This window comes from Cupriavidus sp. 207A1, assembly GCF_057798955.1.
In genome coordinates this window covers 273,509-296,782 of record NZ_JBYOJO010000003.1, presented here as the reverse complement: position 1 = coordinate 296,782, position 23,274 = coordinate 273,509, and the positions used below count along the sequence as shown (strand labels likewise).

23 protein-coding genes are annotated in these 23,274 nt (G+C 67.0%); 6 read left to right on the top strand and 17 right to left on the bottom strand.

Annotated features, from left to right (window positions below; genetic code table 11):
- Positions 1–44 precede the first annotated feature (44 nt).
- The 7 genes from AC3FMM_RS07015 to AC3FMM_RS06985 all read right to left on the bottom strand — a co-directional run bounded on the left by AC3FMM_RS07015 (position 45) and on the right by AC3FMM_RS06985 (position 7,324).
- On the bottom strand, positions 45–1,598 hold the full coding sequence (locus tag AC3FMM_RS07015) for an acyl-CoA synthetase (RefSeq protein ID WP_115709865.1): 1,554 nt from the start codon (positions 1,596–1,598) through the stop codon (positions 45–47).
- A gap of 14 nt (positions 1,599–1,612) precedes the next feature.
- Positions 1,613–2,689: a branched-chain amino acid ABC transporter permease gene (locus AC3FMM_RS07010; protein WP_326346939.1), complete on the bottom strand. Its 1,077-nt coding sequence runs from the start codon at positions 2,687–2,689 to the stop codon at positions 1,613–1,615.
- An 11-nt stretch (positions 2,690–2,700) separates the two neighbouring features.
- Complete coding sequence (locus AC3FMM_RS07005; protein WP_115709869.1) at positions 2,701–3,729, bottom strand: branched-chain amino acid ABC transporter permease; 1,029 nt, start codon at positions 3,727–3,729, stop codon at positions 2,701–2,703.
- Positions 3,730–3,778: 49 nt separating this feature from the next.
- Positions 3,779–4,519 carry an ABC transporter ATP-binding protein gene (locus AC3FMM_RS07000; protein WP_414247517.1) on the bottom strand — a complete coding sequence of 247 codons (741 nt, stop codon included), beginning with the start codon at positions 4,517–4,519 and terminating at the stop codon, positions 3,779–3,781.
- Positions 4,512–5,273 carry an ABC transporter ATP-binding protein gene (locus AC3FMM_RS06995; RefSeq protein WP_115711672.1) on the bottom strand — a complete coding sequence of 254 codons (762 nt, stop codon included), beginning with the start codon at positions 5,271–5,273 and terminating at the stop codon, positions 4,512–4,514. Before AC3FMM_RS06995 ends, AC3FMM_RS07000 begins: the two co-directional genes overlap by 8 nt.
- 92 nt (positions 5,274–5,365) lie before the next feature.
- Positions 5,366–6,556 carry a substrate-binding domain-containing protein gene (locus AC3FMM_RS06990; RefSeq protein WP_115709872.1) on the bottom strand — a complete coding sequence of 397 codons (1,191 nt, stop codon included), beginning with the start codon at positions 6,554–6,556 and terminating at the stop codon, positions 5,366–5,368.
- Positions 6,557–6,664: 108 nt separating this feature from the next.
- Positions 6,665–7,324, bottom strand: a complete 660-nt coding sequence (locus AC3FMM_RS06985) for a TetR/AcrR family transcriptional regulator (protein ID WP_115709874.1) — start codon at positions 7,322–7,324, stop codon at positions 6,665–6,667.
- A 262-nt stretch (positions 7,325–7,586) separates the two neighbouring features.
- On the opposite strand from AC3FMM_RS06985, the gene AC3FMM_RS06980 reads away from it, so the two are divergent.
- Positions 7,587–8,462 (top strand): alpha/beta fold hydrolase, encoded by an 876-nt coding sequence (locus AC3FMM_RS06980; RefSeq protein ID WP_488686333.1) that lies wholly within the window; start codon positions 7,587–7,589, stop codon positions 8,460–8,462.
- Here AC3FMM_RS06980 and crcB read toward each other — a convergent pair.
- The 7 genes from crcB to AC3FMM_RS06945 all read right to left on the bottom strand — a co-directional run bounded on the left by crcB (position 8,444) and on the right by AC3FMM_RS06945 (position 15,088).
- Positions 8,444–8,824, bottom strand: coding sequence for a fluoride efflux transporter CrcB (gene crcB / locus AC3FMM_RS06975; RefSeq protein ID WP_012353067.1), 381 nt, complete (start codon positions 8,822–8,824; stop codon positions 8,444–8,446). The two genes, AC3FMM_RS06980 and crcB, sit on opposite strands and share 19 nt — an antisense overlap.
- Positions 8,824–9,309: a molybdopterin synthase catalytic subunit MoaE gene (gene moaE / locus AC3FMM_RS06970; RefSeq protein ID WP_116312708.1), complete on the bottom strand. Its 486-nt coding sequence runs from the start codon at positions 9,307–9,309 to the stop codon at positions 8,824–8,826. Before moaE ends, crcB begins: the two co-directional genes overlap by 1 nt.
- A gap of 1 nt (position 9,310) precedes the next feature.
- The gene (gene moaD, locus AC3FMM_RS06965) at positions 9,311–9,568 is read right to left on the bottom strand and encodes a molybdopterin converting factor subunit 1 (RefSeq protein WP_012353069.1); all 258 of its coding nucleotides are present in this window, start codon (positions 9,566–9,568) and stop codon (positions 9,311–9,313) included.
- A 31-nt stretch (positions 9,569–9,599) separates the two neighbouring features.
- Positions 9,600–10,838: a molybdopterin molybdotransferase MoeA gene (locus tag AC3FMM_RS06960; protein WP_488686332.1), complete on the bottom strand. Its 1,239-nt coding sequence runs from the start codon at positions 10,836–10,838 to the stop codon at positions 9,600–9,602.
- A gap of 176 nt (positions 10,839–11,014) precedes the next feature.
- A complete protein-coding gene (thrC, locus tag AC3FMM_RS06955; RefSeq protein WP_488686331.1) occupies positions 11,015–12,460 on the bottom strand; it encodes a threonine synthase in 1,446 nt (481 codons plus the stop codon).
- Between the two features lie 32 nt (positions 12,461–12,492).
- Complete coding sequence (locus tag AC3FMM_RS06950; protein ID WP_488686330.1) at positions 12,493–13,803, bottom strand: homoserine dehydrogenase; 1,311 nt, start codon at positions 13,801–13,803, stop codon at positions 12,493–12,495.
- A gap of 49 nt (positions 13,804–13,852) precedes the next feature.
- Positions 13,853–15,088 carry a pyridoxal phosphate-dependent aminotransferase gene (locus tag AC3FMM_RS06945; protein WP_115681459.1) on the bottom strand — a complete coding sequence of 412 codons (1,236 nt, stop codon included), beginning with the start codon at positions 15,086–15,088 and terminating at the stop codon, positions 13,853–13,855.
- Positions 15,089–15,418: 330 nt separating this feature from the next.
- Between AC3FMM_RS06945 and AC3FMM_RS06940 the strand changes: the two genes are divergently transcribed.
- From AC3FMM_RS06940 to AC3FMM_RS06920, 5 genes are all read left to right on the top strand, one after another.
- Positions 15,419–15,802 (top strand): Mth938-like domain-containing protein, encoded by a 384-nt coding sequence (locus AC3FMM_RS06940; RefSeq protein WP_115709883.1) that lies wholly within the window; start codon positions 15,419–15,421, stop codon positions 15,800–15,802.
- 143 nt (positions 15,803–15,945) lie between these two features.
- Positions 15,946–16,410, top strand: a complete 465-nt coding sequence (locus AC3FMM_RS06935; RefSeq protein ID WP_115680469.1) for a peroxiredoxin — start codon at positions 15,946–15,948, stop codon at positions 16,408–16,410.
- A gap of 431 nt (positions 16,411–16,841) precedes the next feature.
- Positions 16,842–18,545, top strand: coding sequence for a PhoH family protein (locus AC3FMM_RS06930; protein ID WP_115680470.1), 1,704 nt, complete (start codon positions 16,842–16,844; stop codon positions 18,543–18,545).
- Between the two features lie 129 nt (positions 18,546–18,674).
- A complete protein-coding gene (locus tag AC3FMM_RS06925; RefSeq protein ID WP_488686329.1) occupies positions 18,675–19,082 on the top strand; it encodes a hypothetical protein in 408 nt (135 codons plus the stop codon).
- A 47-nt stretch (positions 19,083–19,129) separates the two neighbouring features.
- Entirely contained in the window at positions 19,130–19,810 is a 681-nt protein-coding gene (locus tag AC3FMM_RS06920; RefSeq protein ID WP_115709887.1) for a C40 family peptidase, read from the top strand.
- Positions 19,811–19,879: 69 nt separating this feature from the next.
- Here the strand turns inward: AC3FMM_RS06920 and AC3FMM_RS06915 are convergent, their stop codons facing one another.
- The 3 genes from AC3FMM_RS06915 to AC3FMM_RS06905 all read right to left on the bottom strand — a co-directional run bounded on the left by AC3FMM_RS06915 (position 19,880) and on the right by AC3FMM_RS06905 (position 23,109).
- The gene (locus AC3FMM_RS06915; RefSeq protein WP_012353079.1) at positions 19,880–20,887 is read right to left on the bottom strand and encodes an inorganic phosphate transporter; all 1,008 of its coding nucleotides are present in this window, start codon (positions 20,885–20,887) and stop codon (positions 19,880–19,882) included.
- A 13-nt stretch (positions 20,888–20,900) separates the two neighbouring features.
- A complete protein-coding gene (locus tag AC3FMM_RS06910) occupies positions 20,901–21,527 on the bottom strand; it encodes a DUF47 domain-containing protein (protein WP_010809517.1) in 627 nt (208 codons plus the stop codon).
- 190 nt (positions 21,528–21,717) lie between these two features.
- Positions 21,718–23,109: a replicative DNA helicase gene (locus AC3FMM_RS06905; RefSeq protein ID WP_018007703.1), complete on the bottom strand. Its 1,392-nt coding sequence runs from the start codon at positions 23,107–23,109 to the stop codon at positions 21,718–21,720.
- Between the last annotated feature and the right edge of the window lie 165 nt (positions 23,110–23,274).

The following is a 23,274-nucleotide window of genomic DNA, read 5'->3' as shown; positions in this document are numbered from 1 at the left end:
CGAACAACGGGAACGACATCAAACCACGGCAACTGGTGCGCGCTTCAGCCGCTGTTTCCGGCCAGGTCCGCACGCAGCTTGTGCTTTTCCACCTTGCCGGACGGCGTGCGCGGCAACGCGTCGAGGAAGCGTACCTCGCGCGGCACCTTGTAGCCGGCCAGGTGCGCCTTGCAATGAGCGATCACGGCATCCGCGTCAAGCGCGGCACCCGGGCGCAGCACCACCAGCGCCATGCCGACCTCGCCCCAGCGCGGGTCCGGCGTGCCGATCACCGCGGCCTCGGCCACGCCCGGCAACTGGAACAGCACGTTCTCGACCTCGGCCGGATAGACGTTCTCGCCGCCCGAGATAAACATGTCCTTGGCGCGGTCGACGATGTAGTAGTCGCCGTCCTCATCGCAATAGGCGATGTCGCCGGAATGCAGCCAGCCGTCGCGCAGCGCCTGCGCGGTGGCCTCGGGCAGGTTCCAGTAGCCCGGCGTCACGCCCGGCCCCTTGATCAGCAGTTCGCCGCGCTCGCCAGGGCCCACGTCGACGCCGAGCGGATCGACGATGCGGGTCAGCATAGATCCCACCGGCTTGCCGATACTGCCGAGCTTGCGGCGCGCGGTGTCCTCGTCGCAAACGAAGACCGTGGGGCCGGTCTCGGTCATGCCGAAGCCGAAGCGGATGGTCACGCCCTTGGCCAGGTAGGCTTCCAGCAAGGGTCGGGGCACCGGCGAGCCGCCCGCCGCCATATTGCGCACGCCGGACAGGTCCGCCTGCGCGAAGCGCGGGTGCTGGCTCAGGAACAGGTACACCGACGGCACCGCGAAGAACATGGTGATGCCCGCGCCGCTGCCGCGGTCGAGCCGGTCCAGCACGGCCTGCGGCTCGAACTGCCGCATGATGTGCACCGTGCCGCCGGCGTGCAGCACCGGGTTGGCGTACAGGTTCAGGCCGCCGGTATGGAAGAACGGCAGCACGTTGAGCAAGACGTCGTCGCGCGTGATCTGGTTGGCCAGCATCGCATTGACGGCGTTGAAGAAAACCATGCCGTAGGTCTGGATCACGCCCTTGGGCTTGCCGGTGGTGCCGGAGGTGTAGAGCAGGTGCCAGATATCGCTCTCGTCGCGGCACGGCATCTCGATGATGCGGCCGGACGCGGCATCGAGCACGGCCTCGTATTCGGTCCAGCCGCCGGGCACGTCGGCGGCTTCGTCATCGGCCAGGTGCAGCACCGCGCGCAGCGGCACGGCGCGGGCCAGCTCCGCGGCCACGCCCAGGAAACCGTCGCCCGCCACCAGCACTTGCGGCGTGCAGTCGTTCAGGATCGGCAGCAGTTCGGCCGCGGGCAGGCGCCAGTTCAGGCACACCATCACCATGCCGGCCTTGGCGCAGCCATACAGCATCTCGAGATAGTCCGAGCTGTTGTGCGCCAGCACCGCCACGCGCGTGCCCGGTGCCAGGCGCAGATGGTCGCGCAGGTATTCGGCGAAACGGCTGGCGCGCTCGTCGACATGGCGGTAGGTCACGTGGCGGCCGCTCTCCACGTCCACCAGCGCGACCTTGTCGGGGAAATGCTGCGCGTTCCGGTGCAGCCAGTCGATCACGTACATGGGCTAGCCTCCGCTCAGCTGGCGATGTCCCGGACCGGTCCGCTGCCGCGCAGCCGGCCCACCACGCCCTGCGGGAAATAGTAGACGCTCAGCACGAACAGCAGGCCCAGCCACAGCAGCCAGCGGTCCGGATGCAGCAGCGCCGACAACAGCGGCAGCGCGGCGGTGCCGTCGCTGGCCAGCTTCATCACGTCCTGCAGGTAGGTCTGCGCCAGCAGGAACAGCACGGTGCCGATCACCGCGCCGTAGAGCGTGCCCATGCCGCCGATCACAACGATCAGCAGGATGTCGACCATGATCTCGAACGACAGCGAGGTGTCAGGGCCGTTGTAGCGCAGCCAGATTGCCATCAGCACGCCCGCCAGCGTGGCGAACATCGCCGACAGCACCGTCGACACCGTGCGGTAGACCACGGTGCGGTAGCCGATCGCCTCGGCGCGGAAGTCGTTCTCGCGGATTGCCTGCAGCACCCGGCCGAACGGCGAGTTGACGATGCGCAGCAGCGCCAGGAACAGCACCAGCGCGCCGGCGAATACCAGGTAGTAGCTGAGCAGCTTGCCGCTCAGCGGCACGCCCAGCCATTCGGCGTCGCCCAGCGTGAAGCCGGGGCGCAGCGCCTCGGGCACCTTGAAGGTCAGCCCGTCCTCGCCGCCGGTCCACTCCGACAGCTGCGAGACCAGCGTGGCGAAGGCGGTCGCCACCGCCAGCGTGATCATGGCGAAGAAGATCGCCCGCACCCGCAGCGAGAACAGCCCGATCAGGAAGGCCAGCAGCGCCGATACCGCCAGCGCGCCGGCCGTGCCGGCCAGCAATGCGCCCCAGCCCGGCTCCATGCGCGACATGGCGATGGCCACGCCATAACCGCCGATGCCGAAGAACATGGTGTGGGCAAAGGAAACGATGCCGGTATAGCCCAGCAGCAGATCGTAGCTGGCCACCAGCACCACGAAGATGCAGATCTTGGCCGCCATGTTGAGCGCGCGCGCGCCCGGGAACGCGAACGGCGCGCACGCCAGCGCCACCAGGATCAGCAGCAGCAGCGCCGCCAGCACGCGGCTGCGCGGCAGGTCGCCGGAGAGAAGTCGGATCATGGTCGTTGCCCTCAGCGCCGCGCCACCGGGAACAGCCCTTGCGGGCGCCACAGCAGGATCAGCATCATCAGCAGGATGTTGGAGAACAGAGCAACCTTTGGGAACAGGAAACCGGTGTAGTTGGCCATCAGCCCCACCAGCAGTGCCCCGACAAAGCAGCCGGTGGTTGAGCCCAGTCCGCCGATGATGATCACGATGAAGATCAGCACATTGACCTGCGCCCCGATCGCCGCCGTGATGTTCTGCTGGTACAGCCCCCACAGCACGCCGCCCAGCCCCGCCAGCGCGGCGCCCGCGACGAACACGCCGACGAACAGGCGGCGCACCCGGTAGCCCAGCGCCTCGACCATCTCGCGGTTCTCCACCCCGGCGCGGATCAGCAGGCCGATGCGGGTGCGGTTGAGCAGCAACAGCATGGCGATGAAGATCACCAGCCCCAGCGCCATCGCGATCAGCCGGTACTTTTCGATTGCCGCGTCGCCCAGCAGCACCGCGCCGCGGAAGGTGGTGGGCACCTGCAGCGCAATGGTTTCCGGGCCCCAGATGGCCTTGATCAGCTGCTCGGCGACGATCATGCCGCCCATGGTGATCAGGATCTGCTTGAGGTGCTGGCCGTAGACCGGGCGCACTACCACGCGCTCGAAGAACAGGCCGACCGCACCCGCGGCCACCATGGCAGCCGCGATTGCCAGTGCAAACACGGCCAGATTCTGCGCCAGGCTGTCGGCCTCGACCCAGCCCGCCAGCGGCAGCAGCACCGAGGCCGCGACATAGGCGCCCAGTGCGATGAACGCGCCATGGCCGAAGTTGAGCACGTCCATCAGGCCGAACACCAGCGTCAGGCCGGACGACACCACGAAGATGATCATCCCCATCGCCAGGCCGGCGATGGTCAGCGTAAGCCAGGTCGACGGGCTGCCGACCAGCGGAAAGGCCAGCAGCATCAGCAGCGGCGCCAGCGCGAGCGGGGTCCAGTCGAGGCGGACGCCGGGCGGCGCGGCCGGGGTTGCGGACGGCAAGGTGGTTGATGAAGTCGTCATGTGTCTGTTCGTGCTGATTGTGTGCTCCGGCCTGCGCAAGCGCAAAGGCCTACTGGTGCGCCGCCAGCGACAACCCCAGCAGCCGCTGCTGCAGCGCCTCGTCCTCCGCCAGCGCCGCCATCGTGCCGCTATGCACCGTGCGGCCATCGTCCATCACCGCAACCGTATCGCCCACCGACTTCGCCATATGGAAGTTCTGCTCCACCAGCAGGATCGACACCTCGGTCTGCTTCAGCTCGCGGAATACATGGATCATGTTCTGGATGATCGCCGGCGCCAGTCCCTTGGTAGGCTCGTCGACAATCAGCAGCTGGCGCGGCTCGATGATGGCGCGCGCCACCGACAGCATCTGCTTCTGCCCGCCCGACAGCACGCCCGCACGCTGGTGCCAGAACGTCTTCAGCGCGGGGAACATGCGGAACACCCAGTCCAGCCGGCGTTCGTCGATGGCGCCGGTGCGCGCGGCCAGGCGCATGTTCTCGGCCACGGTCAGGTCGGAGAACACGCTCATGTTCTCGGGCACGTAGGCAATGCCGGCCTGCGCGATCGCCGGCGTGTTGTGGCGCGTGATGTCGGCGCCGTTGAAGCTGACGGTGCCGGCGCTGGCCTGCCACAGACCCATGATGGTGCGCAGCGTGGTGGTCTTGCCGGCGCCGTTGCGCCCCAGCAGCATGGTCACGCCGCCGCGCGGCACCGCGAAGCTGACGCCATGCAGGATGTGATACGGGCCGATATGGGTCTGCACGTCACGCAGTTGCAGGATCGGCTGCGCCGCGGTCGCCTCAGCCATGGCTGCCCTCCTCTTCCGGCAGGCCCAGGTAGGCCTGCTGCACCACCGGCGACGCGATCACCTCGGCCGGATCGCCATCGGCCACCAGCGTGCCGTTGTGCAGCACGATGATGCGGTCGGCCAGCGAGCGCACCACGTCCATCTTGTGCTCGACCAGCAGCACGGTCTTGCTGCGGTCCTGGCGGATCTCGCGGATCAGGTCCAGGATCACCGGCACTTCGTCGACGCTCATGCCCGCGGTGGGCTCGTCGAACATGAACACGCGCGGCTGCAGCGCGAGCAGGATGCCGACCTCCAGCTTGCGCTGGTCGCCGTGCGGCAGCGATGCCACCGTCAGCTGGCGCTTGCCGGCCAGCGCCACGCGTTCCAGGATGGCCATGGCCTGCGCCTGCAGGTTGCGGTGGCCCGACCACATCGAGAACAAATCGATGCCGCGCTGCTGCCGCGCCTGCACCGCCAGGCGCACGTTCTCCAGCACCGACAGCTGCGGGAACAGGCTGGTCAGCTGGAACGCGCGGCCGATGCCGCGCCGGGTCTTCTGCGACACAGGCAGGCGCGTCACGTCCTCGCCGTCAAGCAGGATCTGCCCGGCAGTGGGCGGCAGCTGTCCCGAGATCAGGTTGAAGTACGTGGTTTTGCCGGCGCCGTTGGGGCCCACGATGCAGGTCAGCTCGCCGGGCCGGAACGCGCACGACACCGCATTCACGGCCACATGCCCGCCAAAGCGGATGGTGAGCCCGCGCGTTTCCAGCAACGGCCGCAAGTCGGACGCCGCCGCGCCAGCGAGCTGGCCCGCCGGCTGCGAAGGCGCCGGCGCGGTCCTGGCGAAAGAGGCTGGCGCGTCCATCAGCGGTGGTTGCGCACGGGCACGTTCATTTCCTCGGGCCTGATCTCGCGCACCAGCTCCGGCACGCCCCAGGCAAAGGCCGGGTCCACCTTGATCTTGAAGTGGTACATCGACTGCATCGCCTGGTGGTCTTCCTTGCGGAAGGTCATCCTGCCCTTGGGCGTGTCGAACGACATGCCTTCCATCGCCGCAATCAGCTTCTCGGTGCCGGTTTCGCCATGCGTCTTCTTCAGGGCTTCGACCAGCGCGATGCCCGCGCTCATGCCGCCGGCGGTGAAGAAATCGGGCGGCGCCTTGAACTTGCTGTAGTGGTTGGACACCAGCCACTCGTTGGCCTTGTTTTTGGGGATGCCGAAGTAGTAATAGGTGGCACCTTCCATGCCGGGGAAGTTCTTGTAGCTGGCCATCGCGGGCAGGATGTTGCCGCCGGTGGCGATCTCGATGCCGTAGCGTTTCGGGTCCAGGTCGGCGATCTTGAACGGGTTGCCGGCGCCGGCCCAGATGATGAAGATGACCTTGCGGCCGGGCTTGTCCTTGAGCGAATCGAACAGCCGCTGCGCGCCGGCGGTGAAGTCCGTGGTGCTGGTCGGCAGGTATTCCTCATGGACGATCTTTGCGTTCTTCAACGCGCCCTTGAAGGCCTTCACGCCGTCGCGGCCGAAGGCATAGTCCTGCGCCAGCGTGGCGATCTGCACGCCCGGCTTGTCCAGCGCCACGGCATTGGAAATCGCGTCCTGCGACGAATTGCGGCCGGTGCGGAAGATGTAGCGGTTCCACTTGTCGCCGGTGATGGAATCGGCCACGGCGGGCTCGACCAGCAGCACCTTCTTGTATTCCTCGGCCACCGGCAGCATCGCCAGCGCCGTGCCGGAGGACGTCGGGCCCACCGCGATGTCGGCGCGGTCGTCGCTGTAGGCCGCGGCCAGCTGCGCCTTGGCCACGTCCGGCTTGCCCTGGGTGTCTTTCTCGATCACCACCAGCTTGTTGCCGTTGACGGTCATGGTGCCGTTGGTGGCGTATTCCAGGCCCATCATCAGGCCGGTCTGGGTCTGCTTGGCATAGGCCTCGAGCGCACCGGTCTTGTCGTAGACGTGGGCGATACGGATGTCCTTGGCCAGCGCGGCGCCGGCGCCGAGCAGCGCGGCGGCCAGGGCCAGGGCGCGCAGGGCGTGGGGGTGGTTGCGATGCATTGCGGTCTCCTGGGTTCGGTCTCGTTTGTGTTTGTAGGGATGAAACCTGCTGCAACTGCGTGGCATGCCGGCTGGCGGCGCATGCGGGCCGGTACTGCGCAATCGCGCCTATCGCGTCTGGCGCGGCTGCAGGCCGTGCGCGATCAGGTCGAACGCGGTGTCGACCACCTTCTCCATCGATGGCGGACGCTTCCAGCGCGCATAGCGCATGCCGAGGAAATTGCTGATGCCGATCAGGCACCAGGCGCGCACCTCGGCATCGCCGGGCACGATCTCGCCCTGCTCTTCGGCGCGGGTCAGGCGCCGGCTGTAGAGCTCGGCGAACACCTGGAAATAGCTGCTGTAGATGGTCTCGTCGACCGAGTAAGAATCCAGCACGATGCGGTACAGGTTCTTGTGGCGCGAAACGAAGGACAGGAACGCTTTAAGCCCCAGTCGCTCGGCCTCCATCTGGGTTTCGGCCGCGGCCACGTGCTTGCGCAGGTGCGCGCGCACCAGTTCCAGCATGTGCGCGACCAGCGCGCGGAAGATGTCTTCCTTGTCCTTGAAGTACAGGTAGAAGGTTCCCATCGCCACCTTGGCTTCCTGCGTGATCTCGGAGATCGACGCGGCGTAGTAGCCCTTCTCGCCGAACACCTTCTCGGCGGCGCGCAGCAGCGCCTCGCGTGTCTTCTGCCCGCGCGCGGTCTTGGGCGGGCCCATGCCGCCGGCCGGGCCGGTGGCGTCGACGTCGGCTATGCCGGTGTCGCCAGTATGGGTGGTGGACATCTTGTCTCCGGTGGCGCTGCGCGCCTTGTCATGGAAATGCCGACCGCTGCCTGTATTGCCGGCGCCAACCGGTTGCCGGCAGGAGCCTCCCCGCCCCTGCCGCCACCGTGCCGTCGCCCGGAACTGACATTCAGGCAAAACCTGATATCTGATTCATGTTTCATCGTATAAATTGCGCAGCGTGGATGTCAATAGAGGGGCACCCTCACCCTGGGCGGCAGCCCGGGCATCTTTTACCCCTCCAGCCAGCCGAGACACACCGTTGGACGCTTCCGATCCGGTACCCGCCAGCCCCGCCGCGCCGCCCTATGCGACTCATCCGCCGCGCGACGCCCTGCCCGGCTGGCGCGAGGTTGGCCAGGGGCGGCCCCTGCTGCTGCTGCACGGCTGGTCGGTCAACGGCGCGGCCTTTGACGGACAGCGCGCGCTGGCGCTGGCCGGCTTCCGCGTGATCGCGCCCGACCATGCCGGGCATGGCCTGTCGCGGCAGCGCGCGGGCGCGACCGTCGCGGCGCTCGCCCGCGACGTGGCCGCGCTGGTCGCGCACCTGGGGCTGGCTGACGTGGTGGTGGCGGGCTGGTCGATGGGCGCGATGGTGGCCTGGGCGCTGCTGCGCGACCAGCCGCAACTGCCGCTCGCGGCGGTGGGCAGCATCGACATGACGCCCCGCATGGTCACCGACCAGGGCTGGCCGCATGGGCTGCACGGCCATTACGACCTGGCTCATGCCCGTCAGATGGCCGAGCGCGTCCGCGCCGACTGGCCCCGGCTGGCGCCGTCGGTGGCATCAGGCTTGTGGGCGGCAGGCCGGCGACCGCACGCGGCGGCAACGCAGCGGATCGCGCACATGGCGCAGCAGTGCGATGCCGAGACACTGGCCAGCTTGTGGGAAGACATGGCGCGGCAGGATTTCCGCGATACGCTGCGCGCGGCGCGACTGCCGCTGTTCCATCTGTATGGGGAGGCCAGCCGGCTGTACGCGCCGGCGGTAGGCACGGCCACGCGGGCCTTGCACCCGGCGGCGGGGTTCAGCATGGTGGCCGGTGCCGGCCACAGTCCGCATATGGAGCAGGCGCAGGCCTTCAATGCCGCGCTGCTGGCCCTGATCCGGGACGCGGATCAGGCCAGCATGCGATAGGTCCAGAGCCCGAGCGCGGTCAGCAGCAAGGAGCCGCCGAGATGCAGCAGCAGGTGCATCGCCGCCCAGCCGTAGTCGCCGGCGATCAGGTTGGCGACAACTTCGCTTGAGAACGTAGAGAACGTGGTCAGCCCGCCCAGGAAGCCGGTAATGGCCAGCAGGCGCCATTCCGGCGGCAGGCCGGCGTGGGTATCGAAGAAGCCGACCGCCAGCCCGATCAGGTAGCCGCCCAGCAGGTTGGCCGCGAGCGTGCCGTACGGCATCGCCGGATTAATGGCATTCCACAGCACCGAGAATCCCCAGCGCAGCCATGCCCCCGCCGCGGCGCCGACACCGACCGCGACAAACCCCAACGGCCCCATCAGGGCTCGTCCTCGCCGCTGGCGTTGATCGACTGGATGCCCCAGCGCTTCAGCGCGTCTTCATCGGTCACCCGTGCATCGACCCAGCGTGCGCCCTCCGGCGTTTCTTCCTTCTTCCAGAACGGCGCTTCGGACTTGAGGTAGTCCATGATGAATTCGCACGCCGCAAACGCATTGCCGCGGTGCTTCGATGCCACCGCCACCAGCACGATCTGGTCCAGCGGCAGCAGCGGGCCGACGCGATGGATGATGGTGACGCCGAGCAGTTCCCAGCGCGCGCACGCCGCCGCCTCGATCTGCGCCAGCGCCTTCTCGGTCATGCCCGGGTAATGCTCCAGCTCCATCGCGCTGACGGCGCTGCCCTCGCTGACGTCGCGCACCGTGCCGATAAAGCTGGCCACGGCGCCGACCTGCGGGTTATCGGCGCGCAACGCCGCGACTTCCGCGCCGAGATCGAAATCCTCACGCTGCACCCTGACGCTCATCTCAGCCTCCGGTCACGGGCGGGAAAAACGCGACTTCGCAGCCGTCGGCGAGCGCGGTATCGGCGCGGGCCACGGCGTGGTCGACCGCCATGCGCAGCGCGCGGCCCTCGGCCAGGGTTTCGGCCCAGGCTCCGCCGCGCTGGCGCAGCCACTGGCGCAGCGCGCCGACGGTGCGCACCTCGGGCGGCACCTCGGCGCGCTCGGCGGACACGCCGAGCTGCTCGCGCACGCTGGCAAAGAATCGGAGTTCGATGATCATCGCTGCCTTCTGCATCGGGTCATGCCGGCCGCTACGCGAGCAGGCCGTCAAACGGAATGAACTGCACGGTGTCGCCGCGCGCGATTGCCTGGTTGGGCGGATTGTCGATCAGGCCATCGCCCCACACGGTGGAGGTCAGCACGCCCGAGCTCTGGTTGGGGAACAGGTCCAGCCCGCCCTCGGCGTTGAGGCGCGCGCGCAGGAATTCGTTGCGGCGGTCGCCCTTGTTCAGCTCGAAATCGGCGCGCAGCGGCAGGCGCCGCGGCGTCACGTCGGCCACGCCCTGCAGGCGCAGGATGAACGGGCGCACGAACAGCAGGAAGGTCACGAAGCTGGATACGGGGTTGCCAGGCAAACCCAGGAAGAACGCCGGCCCGGCGTCGTTGTTGACCTGCCCGAACGCCAGCGGCTTGCCCGGCTTGATCGCGATCTGCCACATATCGAGCCGCCCTTCGGCCTCGACCGCTGGCTTGATATGGTCTTCCTCGCCGACCGAGACGCCGCCCGAGGTAATGATCAGGTCATGGCCCTGGGCCGCGCGGCGCAGCGTCTCGCGCGTGGCGGCGAGCGTATCGGGCACGATGCCGAAGTCGCTGACCTCGCAGCCCAGGTTCTCCAGCAGGCCGCGCAGCGTGAAGCGGTTGGAGTTGTAGATCGCACCCGGCTTGAGCGCTTCGCCCGGCATCGCCAGTTCGTCGCCGGTAAAGAACACCGCCACGCGCACGCGGCGCACCACCTCCAGCTGCGCCTGGCCGACCGACGCGGCCAGCCCCAGCGCCTGCGGCGTCAGCCGCGTTCCGGCCGGCAGGATCACGCTGCCGGCTTCGATATCCTCGCCGGCACGCCGTACCCATTCGCCGGACTGCGGCACGTGGTTGACGATCACGTCGTCGCCCTCGGCCGTGCATTGCTCCTGCATCACCACGGCATCGGCGCCAGGCGGGATCAGCCCGCCGGTGAAGATGCGCGCCGCGGTACCGGGCTCCAGCGCGGTGCCGACATGGCCGGCGGGAATCCGTTGCGACACGCGCAGCCGCGTGCCCGCGACCGGGACCTCGGCGGCGCGCACAGCGTAGCCGTCCATCGAGGTATTGTCTGCCGGCGGCACGCGCAGCGTGCTCGCCACCGGCGCGGCCAGCACGCGGCCGTTGGCGGCCAGCGTATCGATCGACTCGGCCCGCGCCAGTGGCCGGGCGGCGGCAAGCAGCGCGTCGAGCGCCTGGGCCATGGTCAGCATCGGGGGACGGGAAGGTGCTGCGGCTTGAGTCATGGTGCGATGTGGGAAAGGGTTGGCCCACGAAAAACGGCCCGCGCATTGCCGGCACCCGCGCGCGGGGCTGGCAATCCGGGGACCGTGGATCGGGCCCGCAGCCTGATTGTAGCGAGTTGGACCGGACCCGGCACGCGGCGGCGCCGCAGCCACGTCCCCAGGTCCGCACCTGCGCGTTACAGGCCGGTGTGGCGGGCGATATAGGCCTTGACCTGCGCGGCGTCGGCCGGCATCACCTCGAAGCGCTGCGGCAGGCTCTCGATGCCCTCGAACTTCGCCGGGCGCTCCGGCTCGTGGCCGAGCGCTTCGCGGATGGTGTCGGCAAACTTGGCCGGCAGCGCGGTTTCCAGCACCACCATCGGCACGCCGGCGCTGAGGTGCTCGCGCGCCACCTTGATGCCGTCGGCGGTATGGGTATCGATGGTGATGCCATAGCGCGACGACAGGTCGCGGATGGTTGCCAGCCGGTCCTGGTGCGTGCTGCGGCCCGAGACGAAGCCGAACTGGCGGATGCGATCGAATTCCGGCGTGCCGGCCAGGTCGAAGCCGCCCTGTTCTTCCACGTCGCGGAACAGCGCCGCCAGCTTGCCGGCATCCTGGCCCACCAGGTCGAACACGAAGCGCTCGAAGTTCGAGGCCTTGGAGATGTCCATGCTGGGGCTGGAGGTGTGGTACGTCTCCGCCGACTTGCGCACGCGGTAAGCGCCGGTGCGGAAGAACTCGTCGAGCACGTCGTTCTCGTTGGTGGCAACCACCAGCTTGTCGATCGGCAGGCCCATCATGCGCGCAATATGGCCGGCGCAGACGTTGCCGAAGTTGCCCGAGGGCACGCAGAACGAGACCTTCTGGCCGGGACCGTCGGTCGCCAGCAGCCAGCCCTTGAAGTAGTACACCACCTGCGCCACCACGCGCGCCCAGTTGATCGAGTTGACCGTGCCGATCTTCTGGCGCGCCTTGAAGGCGTGGTCGTTCGAGACCGCCTTGACGATGTCCTGGGCGTCGTCGAACACGCCTTCGATGGCGATGTTGAAGATGTTCGGGTCCTGCAGGCTGAACATCTGCGCGGTCTGGAACGCGCTCATCTTGCGGTGCGGGCTCAGCATGAACACGCGGATGCCGCGCTTGCCGCGCATCGCGTATTCGGCGGCGCTGCCGGTGTCGCCCGAGGTCGCGCCCAGGATGTTCAGCTCCTGCCCGGCGCGCGCCAGCGCGTACTCGAACAGGTTGCCGAGCAGCTGCATCGCCATGTCCTTGAAGGCCAGCGTCGGCCCGTTGGACAGGCCCAGCAATTGCAGCTTGGTACCGCCTTCCTCGCCCAGTGTACGCAGCGGCGTGATGTCGGCGGTGTTATCGCCCTCGCGCGCGTTGCAGTACACCTCGGCGGTATAGGTCTTGCGCGTCAGCGCGCGCAGGTCCTCGGCGGGAATGTCATCGCAGAACTTGCGCAGGACCTCGTAAGCCAGGTCGGCATACGGCAGCTTGCGCCAGGCCTCCAGCTCGTCGGCCGTGACTTGCGGATACTGCTTGGGAAGGTACAGGCCGCCATCCGGGGCCAGGCCGCCGAGCAGGATCTCGGAGAACGATTGCGGCATGTCATGGCCGCGGGTCGACTGGTATTTCATGTGGCTCTGCTGTGGCTATGCTGTGGCTGCGCTTAGTTCAGTTCTTCCATGCGCAGGCGCGTCACGTCGGACAGCACGGTCGACAGCGCCTGGATCTTGGCGATGGCGGCGTTGACGTGCTTCTCGCGCGTGATGTGCGTGAGGATGATGATGTCCGTCTGCGGCTCGCCTTCGCGCGATTCCTTCTGCAGCATGGCGTCGATCGAGATGCCGCCCTCGGCCAGGATGCGGGTGATCTCGGCCAGCACGCCGGTCTCGTCGGCCACGCGCATGCGCAGGTAGTACGAGCTGTTGATCTCTTCGATCGGCAGCACCGGCACGCTCGACAGCTCGTCCGGCTGGAACGCCAGGTGCGGCACGCGGTGCTCGGGGTCGGCGGTGTGCAGGCGGGTCACATCGACCAGGTCGGCGATCACGGCCGAGGCGGTCGGCTCGGCACCGGCGCCCTTGCCGTAGTACAGCGTGGCGCCCACGGCATCGCCCTGCACCAGCACCGCGTTCATGGCGCCTTCCACATTGGCGATCAGGCGCGTGGCCGGCACCAGCGTCGGATGCACGCGCAGTTCCACGCCATCGTCGCGGCGGCGCGTGATGCCCAGCAGCTTGATGCGGTAGCCCAGTTCCTCGGCGTACTTGATGTCGGTGGCGGACAGCTTCGTGATGCCTTCCACGTGCGCGCGGTCGAACTGCACCGGCATGCCGAAGGCGATCGCGCTCATCAGCGTGACCTTGTGCGCGGCGTCGACGCCCTCGATGTCGAAGGTCGGGTCGGCCTCGGCGTAGCCCAGCTGCTGCGCTTCCTTCAGGACCACGTCGAAATCCAGGCCCTTGTCGCGCATTTCGGACAGGATGAAGTTGGTGGTGCCGTTGATGATGCCGGCGATCCACTGGATGCGGTTGGCGGTCAGGCCTTCGCGCAGCGCCTTGATGATGGGGATGCCGCCGGCCACCGCGGCTTCGAAGGCCACGATCACGCCCTTCTTGCGCGCGGCTTCGAAGATCTCGTTGCCATGCACGGCCAGCAGCGCCTTGTTGGCGGTGACCACGTGCTTGCCGTTCTCGATCGCCTTGAGCACCAGCTCGCGCGCAATGCCGTAGCCGCCGATCAGTTCGATGACGATGTCGATGTCGGGGCGGCTGACCACCGCGTTGGCGTCGCTGACGACTTCCACTTCCCCGTTGGTCAGTTCGCGCGCGCGTTCGGTGTTGAGATCGGCCACCACGGCAATCTCGATGCCGCGGCCGGCGCGGCGGCGAATTTCTTCCTGGTTGCGCTTGAGCACGTTGAACGTGCCGCTACCGACGGTACCGATGCCGAGCAGGCCAACTTTGATGGGGTTCATGGACAATCTTCTGAGTTGCTAAGGATGGGTTGCGGCGCGGCCGGCCGGATCAGGCCGCTGCCTTGCCGTGGCGTTTTCGGTAAGCCTCGAGGAAGCGCGCGATGCGGCCGATGGCCTCGCGCAGGTCTTCCTCGTGCGGCAGGAACACGATGCGAAAATGGTCGGGCCTGGCCCAGTTGAAGCCAGAGCCCTGCACCAGCAGCACCTTGGACTCCTGCAGCAGTTCATAGATGAACTCCTGGTCGTCCTGCACCGGGTACATCGACAGGTCGAGCTTGGGGAACAGGTACAGCGCCGCCTTGGGCTTGACGCAGGTGACGCCCGGGATCGCGGTGATCAGCTCGTAGGCGAGGTCACGCTGGCGGCGCAGGCGCCCGCCTTCGTTGACCAGGTCATTGATGCTCTGGTAGCCGCCCAGCGCGGTCTGGATCGCCCACTGGCCTGGCACGTTGGCGCACAGGCGCATCGACGACAGCATGTTCAGGCCCTCGATGTAGTCGATGGCCGGGCGCTTGTCGCCCGACACTACCATCCAGCCGGCGCGGTAGCCGCACGAGCGGTAGTTCTTCGACAGGCCGTTGAAGGTCACCGTCAGCACGTCGGTCGACAGCGAGGCGATCGAGGTATGGGTGTTGCCGTCGTACAGGACCTTGTCGTAGATCTCGTCGGCGAAGATGATCAGGCCGTGCTCGCGCGCGATCGCGACGATCTCCAGCAGCAGCTCATCCGAGTACAGCGCCCCGGTGGGGTTGTTCGGGTTGATGATGACGATGGCCTTGGTATGCGGCGTGATGCGCGCGCGGATATCGGCCGGATCGGGCATCCAGTCGTTGGACTCGTCGCAGATGTAGTGCACCGGCGTGCCGCCCGACAGGCTGACCGCGGCGGTCCACAGCGGGTAATCCGGCGCCGGCACCAGCACTTCGTCGCCGGTATTGAGCAGCGCGTTGACCGCCATCACGATCAGCTCGGAGGCGCCGTTGCCCACATAGATATCGTCCAGGCCGACGCCCTCGATATTTTTTTGCTGGGTATAGTGCATGATCGCCTTGCGCGCGGCGAAAATACCCTTGGAATCGGAATAACCTGCCGAATTCGGCAGGTTTCGCATCATGTCCTGCTGAATCTCTTCCGGCGCGTCAAAACCGAACACGGCCAGGTTGCCGATATTCAGCTTGATGATCTTGTGCCCCTCTTCCTCCATCTGCTTGGCCTTTTCCAGCACCGGACCGCGGATGTCGTAGCAAACGTTATTGAGTTTGTTGGATTTCTGGATGGGTTTCACGGCGATGTCGGGCAAGCGTGGCGTGCCGCGTCGGCGGCACCGGACTGGGAATCGGGGCGATCTGACAGAATCTGAAAGAATGCGGAGGCGCTGTCCGCTGCGATGCAACGCAAACGTGGCAGACAGGGAGGCAAAAGCTATAATTTATCGGATTATGACAGACTTCGGCAGGGATTCTTGCATTGCAGCGTGCGCTGTCCGCGCGCACCGCGGCCGCCTGCACGCTGTCGTCCATCCGTTGCCCATCCGTTTATCGCCCGCCCGGCCCGCCGGCCCTCCGCTCCGCGGACCCGCCCGCCGGCCCGCGCCCGCCACCGCCGAGATCCCCAAGTGAAACTCCACGCCGACCAGCCCCAGTCGCTCAACACCGTCACGGCCTACGGGCCCGGGTATATCGAAATCAACCTCGTGCGCCACACCAACTCGGTGTTGGTCATGCCGGAGGGCGAAGTCCGGCCCTGGCCGGTCGACCGCTTCGAAGACCTGGAGCCTGCGCATTTCGAGCAGCTGTCCGAACTCGGACCCGAAGTGGTGCTGCTCGGCACGGGCTCGCGGCTGCGCTTTCCGCACCCGCGCCTGACCGAATCGCTGGCGCGCCGCCATGTCGGCGTCGACGCCATGGACATGCAGGCCGCTTGCCGCACCTACAACATCCTGATGGCCGAGGGACGCAAGGTGGCGGCGGTGCTGCTGCTCGAGCCCGGGGCCACCTGACGCGCCCCCCGGCGAAAGTTGAGCAGTCGCCACGCTTGAAGTCCGCGCGAGGCGCCCCAATCTGCTCGCGCTGAGGCGGCAGCCCCTCTCCCGATTCCAACGATCTCACCGATCCCCTGCCCCTCCCCCAAGGAGCCACAAGCATGACCGTCAGTCTCAACAAGGCCATCCCCGACTTCAGCGCGCCGATGACCGGCGACGCCACCTTCCGCCTGGCCGACTACCGCGGCAAGACGGTGGTGCTGTACTTCTACCCGAAGGACAACACGCCGGGCTGCACCACGGAGGCGATGAACTTCCGCGACCAGTACGAGGATTTCGAGAAGGCCGGCGTGCATGTGTTCGGCGTCTCGCGCGACAGCCTGCGCTCGCATGAAAACTTCAAGGCCAAGCTGGAACTGCCGTTCGAACTGATCTCCGATGCCGACGAAAATGTGTGCACATTGTTCGATGTCATCAAGATGAAAAAGCTGTATGGCAAGGAGCACCGCGGCATCGAGCGCAGTACCTTTGTCATCGACGGCAAGGGCATCCTGCGACACGAGCTGCGCGGCATCAAAGTGCCCAACCACGTCGACGAAGTGCTGGAGATCGTGCGCGGCCTCTGACGCATCGCCCGCGCGCCATTTGCCCCGCCGTTGCCCGTAAAGGCTTCGATCCGGACGCGCCGTGGCAAACGTGGGAAAGCCAATTGCCAAACCCAAAGCCTTCGGATACATTGGCCCGTAATGAGTTCAGATTCCGGATGCCACGCTGTTTCGACTCCCCGGCCCAGGCGCTTCCCGCCACAGGCCGGTAGCGGACCTGCCATGTCGGCAGTCCGCCCAAGAGCCGCCAACCCTGTTCCGCAGGCATGGCGGCTTTTTTGTTTGCAGCCGCGTCTGTCCTCATGGTTGTCCGCGCCGGGCGCCTCGCGCATGCATGCCCCGGCCCGGGTCCGCCCCGCCGCCCCGAACCCGTCGCACGCTGCCGACGCCGTGCGGCGCCGCGGACCGGACCTTCCCGCCCCCTTCTTGTCCCCCTGAAAGGAAAGCCAAGCATGCCGCTGCCTACCATGCCCGCCAAGCCTGCCCAATTGCTGGACCCGAGCGAGTTTGCTCCGGTTTCCGCGGTGCCTAAGGCCAAAGCCGCCACACAGGGCAAGAAACCTGTGCCGGCGCTCGAGCGCGTGGCATTGCTGGAAACCGGCGACACGCAGGTGCCTGAAGTCAAGGCCCGCGCCGCCGGCGGCACCCGCGCCCGCAGCACCGAAACGCCCGCCGTATCGACGCCGGCCGTCAGCGCCGCGCCGGTGAGCCTGGTCAAGCCGTCGACCGGCACCACGCGCCGCGCGCGCAAGGCCGAAGGCCCGAGCAAGCTGTTCGTGCTCGACACCAACGTGCTGATGCACGACCCGGCCTCGCTGTTCCGCTTCGAAGAGCACGACATCTACCTGCCGATGATGACGCTCGAAGAGCTGGACAACCACAAGAAGGGCATGAGCGAAGTCGCGCGCAACGCGCGCATGGTCAGCCGCACGCTCGATTCCCTGGTGGGCGGCACCGACGGCGTGCTCGACGAAGGCCTGTCGCTGGCCAGCCTGGGCAACCGCGACGCGCAGGGCAAGCTGTTCTTCCAGACGCGCCTGAACGACATCAAGCTGCCCGAAGGCCTGCCGCAGGGCAAGGCCGATAACCAGATCCTGGGCGTGGTCAGCGCGCTGCAGCAGCAGTATCCCGAGCGCCAGGTGGTGCTGGTGTCGAAAGACATCAACATGCGCATCAAGGCGCGCGCCCTGGGCCTGCCGGCCGAGGACTACTTCAACGATCAGGTCCTCGAGGACAAGGACCTGCTCTACGCGGGCGTGATGCAGCTGCCCGGCGACTTCTGGGCCAAGCACGGCAAGGGCGTCGAAAGCTGGCAGGACCCCAAGTCCGGTGCCATGTTCTACCGGCTCACCGGCCCGCTGGTGCCGTCGTTCCTGGTCAACCAGTTCGTCTACCTCGAGCCCGTGGACGGCAGCCTGCCGCTCTATGCGCAGGTCAAGGAGATCAACGGCAAGACCGCGCTGCTGCAGACCCTGAAGGACTACACGCACCACAAGAACAACGTGTGGAGCGTGACCGCGCGCAACCGCGAGCAGAACTTCGCGCTCAACCTGCTGATGAACCCGGACATCGACTTCGTCACGCTGCTGGGCCAGGCCGGCACCGGCAAGACGCTGCTGGCGCTGGCGGCCGGGCTGGAGCAGGTGCTGGACCAGAAGCTCTACAACGAGATCATCGTCACCCGCGCCACCGTGCCGGTGGGCGAGGACATCGGCTTCCTGCCCGGCACCGAGGAAGAGAAGATGCAACCGTGGATGGGCGCGTTCGACGACAACCTCGAAGTGCTGCAGAAGAGCGACGACAGCGCCGGCGACTGGGGCCGCGCCGCAACGCAGGAGCTGATCCGCTCGCGCATCAAGGTCAAGAGCATGAACTTCATGCGCGGCCGCACCTTCGTCAACAAGTTCGTCATCATCGACGAGGCGCAGAACCTCACGCCCAAGCAGATGAAGACGCTGGTGACGCGCGCCGGCCCGGGCACCAAGATCATCTGCCTGGGCAATATCGCGCAGATCGACACGCCCTACCTGACCGAGGGCTCGTCGGGCCTGACCTACGTGGTCGACCGCTTCAAGGGCTGGAGCCACAGCGGCCATATCACGCTGGCACGCGGCGAACGCTCGCGCCTGGCCGACCACGCAGGCGACGTGCTCTGACGCGGACCGCGGGCCCGGGGCACCCTTCCACACGGTAGGGGCCCGGGCCCGCTGTCGTGAGCGGCAAGCGCAATGCGGCTATGATGTCCGCACGTCCGCTTGTGTCCCGCATCCCCACTGGAGGCGTCGATGAACCCACAGCATCTCCGCCTGGCCGCGCTGATCGGCGCCGCCATGTTCCTGACCAGCCCGCCTCAGGCGCGCGCGGCGGCTGACGACCTGGTGATCCGCTCCATGGGTCCGGTCAGCTATGTCTGCGGCGGCGTCGCCGAAGACGAGCGCCAGGCGCTAAGCGCGCGCGAGAAGGATTTCAATATCGGCATCCTGTTCACGCAGGGCACCGCGGGCGAATTCCTGTCCGATGTCGCGGTCAAGCTGATACGCGACGAACAGGAGGTCGCAAGCTTCCGCGCCGCCGGGCCTCGCTGCCTGATACGTGCGCCCGAAGGCAGCTACAATATCGAGGCCAGTTACAAGGGCCAGGCCAAGTCGGTCAAGGTCAGCACCGGTACGCGCAACGCCCAGCTACGCTGGTAGCGTCAAGGCTTCCGGTGCGCCGGCAGGCCGGCGACCGGAATCCAGCGATGCCATTGCGCCGTACCCGTAGTTCTTCCAGTCCTTCCACACTGCCCGGCCCGCTTGCCCGGGCCGGCCTGCCGCTGCTGTGCGCCGCCGCACTGCTGCTGGCAGCGTGCGCCAGCTCCCCACCCTCTCGCCATGGCAGCTTGCCGCGTACGCCCGGCAAGCCCATGACCGATCCCAGCGCCGGGCTGGAGGAAATCTCGATCCAGGCGATGTCGCTGGTCGGCACCCCGTACCGCTACGGTGGCAATACGCCGGATGCCGGCTTCGATTGCAGCGGCCTGGTGCGCTATGTGGTCGCGCGCGCGGCCAATGTCAGCTTGCCGCGCACCACCGAGGCCATGGGGACGCGCGGCAGCTCGCTCGACCGCAGCGAAGTCGCTTCCGGCGACCTGGTGTTCTTCAACACCACCGGACGCGCCAACTCGCACGTCGGCATCTACGTCGGCCAGAACCGCTTTGTCCATGCGCCATCGTCCGGCGGCACCGTGCGGCTGGAGGACATGGGCAAGCCCTACTGGGCCTCGCGCTACAACGGCGCGCGGCGCGTGGTGGCCGGTGCGGTCAACCTGCCGCCGGCACCGGCGACACCGGTGCCCGCGCCCGCCCCTGCGCCCCTGGTGCCGGAACCTGCCCCGCTGCCCGACGACGACGATCCCATCGCCGCCTTCGCCAACCGCTGAGAGGCTGGCGTCGACAAACAAAAAAGCCAGGCATGTGCCTGGCTTTTTGCATGAGCGTCCGATGCCGCGTTACAGGATATGGCGCCCGATCCACCATGCGATCGCCGCCATGAAGGCCGAGGCCGGAATCGTCAGCACCCAGGCCCAGACGATATTGCCGGCCACGCCCCAGCGCACCGCCGACATCTTCTGCGACGAGCCGACCCCGACGATGGCGCCGGTGATGGTATGCGTGGTCGACACCGGCACGCCCAGCGCCGAGGCAAAGAACAGCGTCAGCGCACCGCCGGTCTCGGCGCAGAAGCCGCCCACCGGCTTGAGCTTGGTGATCTTCTGGCCCATGGTGCGCACGATGCGCCAACCGCCGAACAGCGTGCCCATGCCGATGGCCACGTAGCAGCTGACGATCACCCAGGTCGGCGGCGGATCGCCGGCGAGCACGTGGCCGCTGGCGATCAGCAGCATCCAGATGATGCCGATGGTCTTCTGCGCATCATTGCCGCCATGGCCCAGGCTGTACAGCGAAGCCGAGACCAGCTGCAGCCGCCGGAACCAGCGGTCGACGCGCGATGGCGGCGTGCGGAAGAAGGTCCAGCCGACGATGACCATCATCAGCGACCCCAGCAGGAAGCCGAGGAACGGCGACACCAGGATGAACGCCACCGTCTTCAGCAGGCCGCTGGCCACCAGCGCGCCGGTGCCGGCCTTGGCCACCGCGGCACCGACCAGCCCGCCGATCAGCGCGTGCGACGACGACGACGGAATGCCGTAGTACCAGGTGATGACGTTCCACGCGATCGCCCCGACCAGCGCGCCGAAGATGACATAGTGGTCGACCACCCCGCCCTGGATGGTGCCGGTGCCGACCGTGGCCGCCACCTTCAGGTGGAACACGAAGATCGCGACGACGTTGCACATCGCCGCCATCGCCACCGCATGGTGCGGCTTGAGCACGCCCGTGGACACCACCGTCGCGATCGAGTTGGCCGCGTCGTGGAAGCCGTTCATGAAGTCGAACAGCAGTGCCAGCGCCACCAGCAAGGCGATCACCCACAGGCTCATTTGTATGGTCTGCATGCCGATTGCCGCCTCAGGCGTTTTCCAGGACGATGCCTTCGATGATGTTGGCGACGTCCTCGCACTTGTCGGTGATCGTCTCGAGCTGCTCGTAGATCGCCTTCAGCTTGATCAGGCGCTTGACGTCGGTCTCGTCGCGGAACAGCTTGGACATCGCCGAGCGCATCACGCGGTCGGCCTCGGATTCCAGCTGGTCGATCTGCTGCGCGGTCTTCAGGATGGTGCTGGCGTTGCCCATGTCCTCGAGCAGGCCCACCGCGATCTTGACCTGGTCGCAGCACTGCACGCAGATCGCGGCCAGGCGCAGCGCCTCGTCGGTCAGGTTGGTCACGTCATACAGCGAGATGGTCTCGGCCACGTCTTCCATCAGGTCCAGGATGTCGTCCATGGTCGTGATGAGCTTGTGGATCTCGTCGCGGTCCAGCGGCGTGATGAAGGTCTTGTGCAGCAGGTCGATGGTGTCGTGCGTGATCCGGTCGGCCTTCTTTTCGGTGGCCTGGACGCGCCGGGCATGGGCCTCGGCGTTGGGCAGGTCGTTGACCAGGGCCTGCAGTTCATGCGCGGCGGTCACCGCGCAGTCGGCGTGCTGGTTGAAATATTCGAAGAACTTGCCCTCGGTGGGCATGAATCGGCCGAACATGGAATGTTCCTTGTGGCAGCGTGGTATCGCTGCGGATGGTGTTGCGGGATTAAGCGGACGCGAGCATGACCGCCGCGGATGGCGGCTGTCATCAAAGCGCAATATTTTACAGGGTTAGCGGGACATTGCCCGCGTATTTGGCACAAACGAGACGGGCAGGCACGGCAAATGGCCGACCCGCTTGACTTCGTCAGGTGTCGTTGTCGAAGAAGGCCGGGCCGCCGCTGAAGTTGTCGAACTTCGTGAACTGGCCGAGGAAGGTCAGGCGCACGGTGCCGATCGGGCCGTTACGCTGCTTGCCGATGATGATTTCGGCGGTGCCCTTGTCCTGCGAGTCGGCGTTATAGACTTCGTCGCGGTAGATGAACAGGATCACGTCGGCATCCTGTTCGATAGCGCCCGATTCGCGCAGGTCCGACATCACCGGGCGCTTGTTGGGGCGCTGTTCCAGGCTGCGGTTCAGCTGCGACAGCGCGATCACCGGGCAATTCAGCTCCTTCGCGAGGCCTTTCAGGGAACGCGAAATTTCTGAAATCTCAGTGGCGCGGTTCTCGCCGCCGCCGGAGCCCGACATCAGCTGAAGGTAGTCGATGATGATCAGCCCCAGCTGCCCGCACTGGCGCGCCAGGCGCCGCGAACGGGCGCGCAGTTCCATCGGGTTCAGCGCCGGGGTTTCGTCGATGAACAGCTGGGTGTCGTTCATGCGCTGGATCGCGTGCGTCAGCCGCGGCCAGTCCTCGTCGAGCAGGCGCCCGGTGCGCAACCGGTGCTGGTCGAGCCGGCCGACCGAGCCCAGCATACGCATGGCCAGCTGCGTGCCCGCCATTTCCATCGAGAACACCGCCACCGGCAGGCCCTGCTCCACCGCCACGTGCTCGCCGATGTTCAGCGAGAACGCGGTCTTGCCCATCGACGGGCGGCCGGCAACGATGATCAGGTCGCCCGGCTGCATGCCGCTGGTCATCTTGTCCAGGTCGATAAAGCCGGTCGGCACGCCGGTGACGTCGGTGGTCGAATCGCGGTGATACAGCTCGTCGATGCGCTCCACCACCTGGGTCAGCAGCGGCTGGATTTCCTGGAAGCCTTTCTGCCCGCGCGAGCCCTCTTCGGCAATCGCGAAGACCTTGGATTCGGCCTCGTCGAGCAGTTCGCGCACCTCGCGCCCCTTGGGGGCGAATGCGGCCGAGGCGATATCGTCTGCCACCGTCACCAGCTTGCGCAGCACCGAGCGCTCGCGCACGATTTCCGCGTAGCGGCGGATATTGGCCGCGCTGGGGGTGTTCTGCGCCAGCGAGTTCAGGTACGCCAGCCCGCCCACCTCTTCGGCCTTGCCGGCCACCTGCAGCATCTCGTAGACCGTGATCACGTCGGCCGGCTTGGTCGCCGAGATCAACCGGGCGATGCTCTGAAAGATCATCCGGTGGTCGAACCGGTAGAAGTCCGCCTCGGAAAGGAAGTCCGCGATGCGGTCCCAGGCGGCATTGTCCAGCAGCAGGCCACCGAGCACCGATTGCTCGGCTTCGATGGAGTGCGGCGGAACCTTGAGGTTATCGAGTTGGGGGTCGGCGACGGGCGCGTTCATGGGGAGGGATTATAACGGCGGGTGGACACACTTCGCCGGACATTTGGCAATAGCGCCGTCCGGCGCCGCCTGGCAACCGGGCAACAAAAAAGGCAGGAGCCGGGGCTCCTGCCTTCTTGCAATGCTTGCGGGGCTTTGGCCGGCGCGGTGCGCCGGCCGGAGCGG

Coding starts and splice junctions, on each gene's coding strand:
- AC3FMM_RS07015 (WP_115709865.1), bottom strand. CDS start 1,598: ATGTACGTGATCGACTGGCTGCACCGGAACGCGCAGCATTTCCCCGAC.
- AC3FMM_RS07010 (WP_326346939.1), bottom strand. CDS start 2,689: ATGATCCGACTTCTCTCCGGCGACCTGCCGCGCAGCCGCGTGCTGGCG.
- AC3FMM_RS07005 (WP_115709869.1), bottom strand. CDS start 3,729: ATGACGACTTCATCAACCACCTTGCCGTCCGCAACCCCGGCCGCGCCG.
- AC3FMM_RS07000 (WP_414247517.1), bottom strand. CDS start 4,519: ATGGCTGAGGCGACCGCGGCGCAGCCGATCCTGCAACTGCGTGACGTG.
- AC3FMM_RS06990 (WP_115709872.1), bottom strand. CDS start 6,556: ATGCATCGCAACCACCCCCACGCCCTGCGCGCCCTGGCCCTGGCCGCC.
- AC3FMM_RS06985 (WP_115709874.1), bottom strand. CDS start 7,324: ATGTCCACCACCCATACTGGCGACACCGGCATAGCCGACGTCGACGCC.
- crcB (WP_012353067.1), bottom strand. CDS start 8,824: ATGGGGCCGTTGGGGTTTGTCGCGGTCGGTGTCGGCGCCGCGGCGGGG.
- moaE (WP_116312708.1), bottom strand. CDS start 9,309: ATGAGCGTCAGGGTGCAGCGTGAGGATTTCGATCTCGGCGCGGAAGTC.
- moaD (WP_012353069.1), bottom strand. CDS start 9,568: ATGATCATCGAACTCCGATTCTTTGCCAGCGTGCGCGAGCAGCTCGGC.
- AC3FMM_RS06960 (WP_488686332.1), bottom strand. CDS start 10,838: ATGACTCAAGCCGCAGCACCTTCCCGTCCCCCGATGCTGACCATGGCC.
- thrC (WP_488686331.1), bottom strand. CDS start 12,460: ATGAAATACCAGTCGACCCGCGGCCATGACATGCCGCAATCGTTCTCC.
- AC3FMM_RS06950 (WP_488686330.1), bottom strand. CDS start 13,803: ATGAACCCCATCAAAGTTGGCCTGCTCGGCATCGGTACCGTCGGTAGC.
- AC3FMM_RS06935 (WP_115680469.1), top strand. CDS start 15,946: ATGACCGTCAGTCTCAACAAGGCCATCCCCGACTTCAGCGCGCCGATG.
- AC3FMM_RS06930 (WP_115680470.1), top strand. CDS start 16,842: ATGCCGCTGCCTACCATGCCCGCCAAGCCTGCCCAATTGCTGGACCCG.
- AC3FMM_RS06925 (WP_488686329.1), top strand. CDS start 18,675: ATGAACCCACAGCATCTCCGCCTGGCCGCGCTGATCGGCGCCGCCATG.
- AC3FMM_RS06920 (WP_115709887.1), top strand. CDS start 19,130: ATGCCATTGCGCCGTACCCGTAGTTCTTCCAGTCCTTCCACACTGCCC.
- AC3FMM_RS06915 (WP_012353079.1), bottom strand. CDS start 20,887: ATGCAGACCATACAAATGAGCCTGTGGGTGATCGCCTTGCTGGTGGCG.
- AC3FMM_RS06910 (WP_010809517.1), bottom strand. CDS start 21,527: ATGTTCGGCCGATTCATGCCCACCGAGGGCAAGTTCTTCGAATATTTC.
- AC3FMM_RS06905 (WP_018007703.1), bottom strand. CDS start 23,109: ATGAACGCGCCCGTCGCCGACCCCCAACTCGATAACCTCAAGGTTCCG.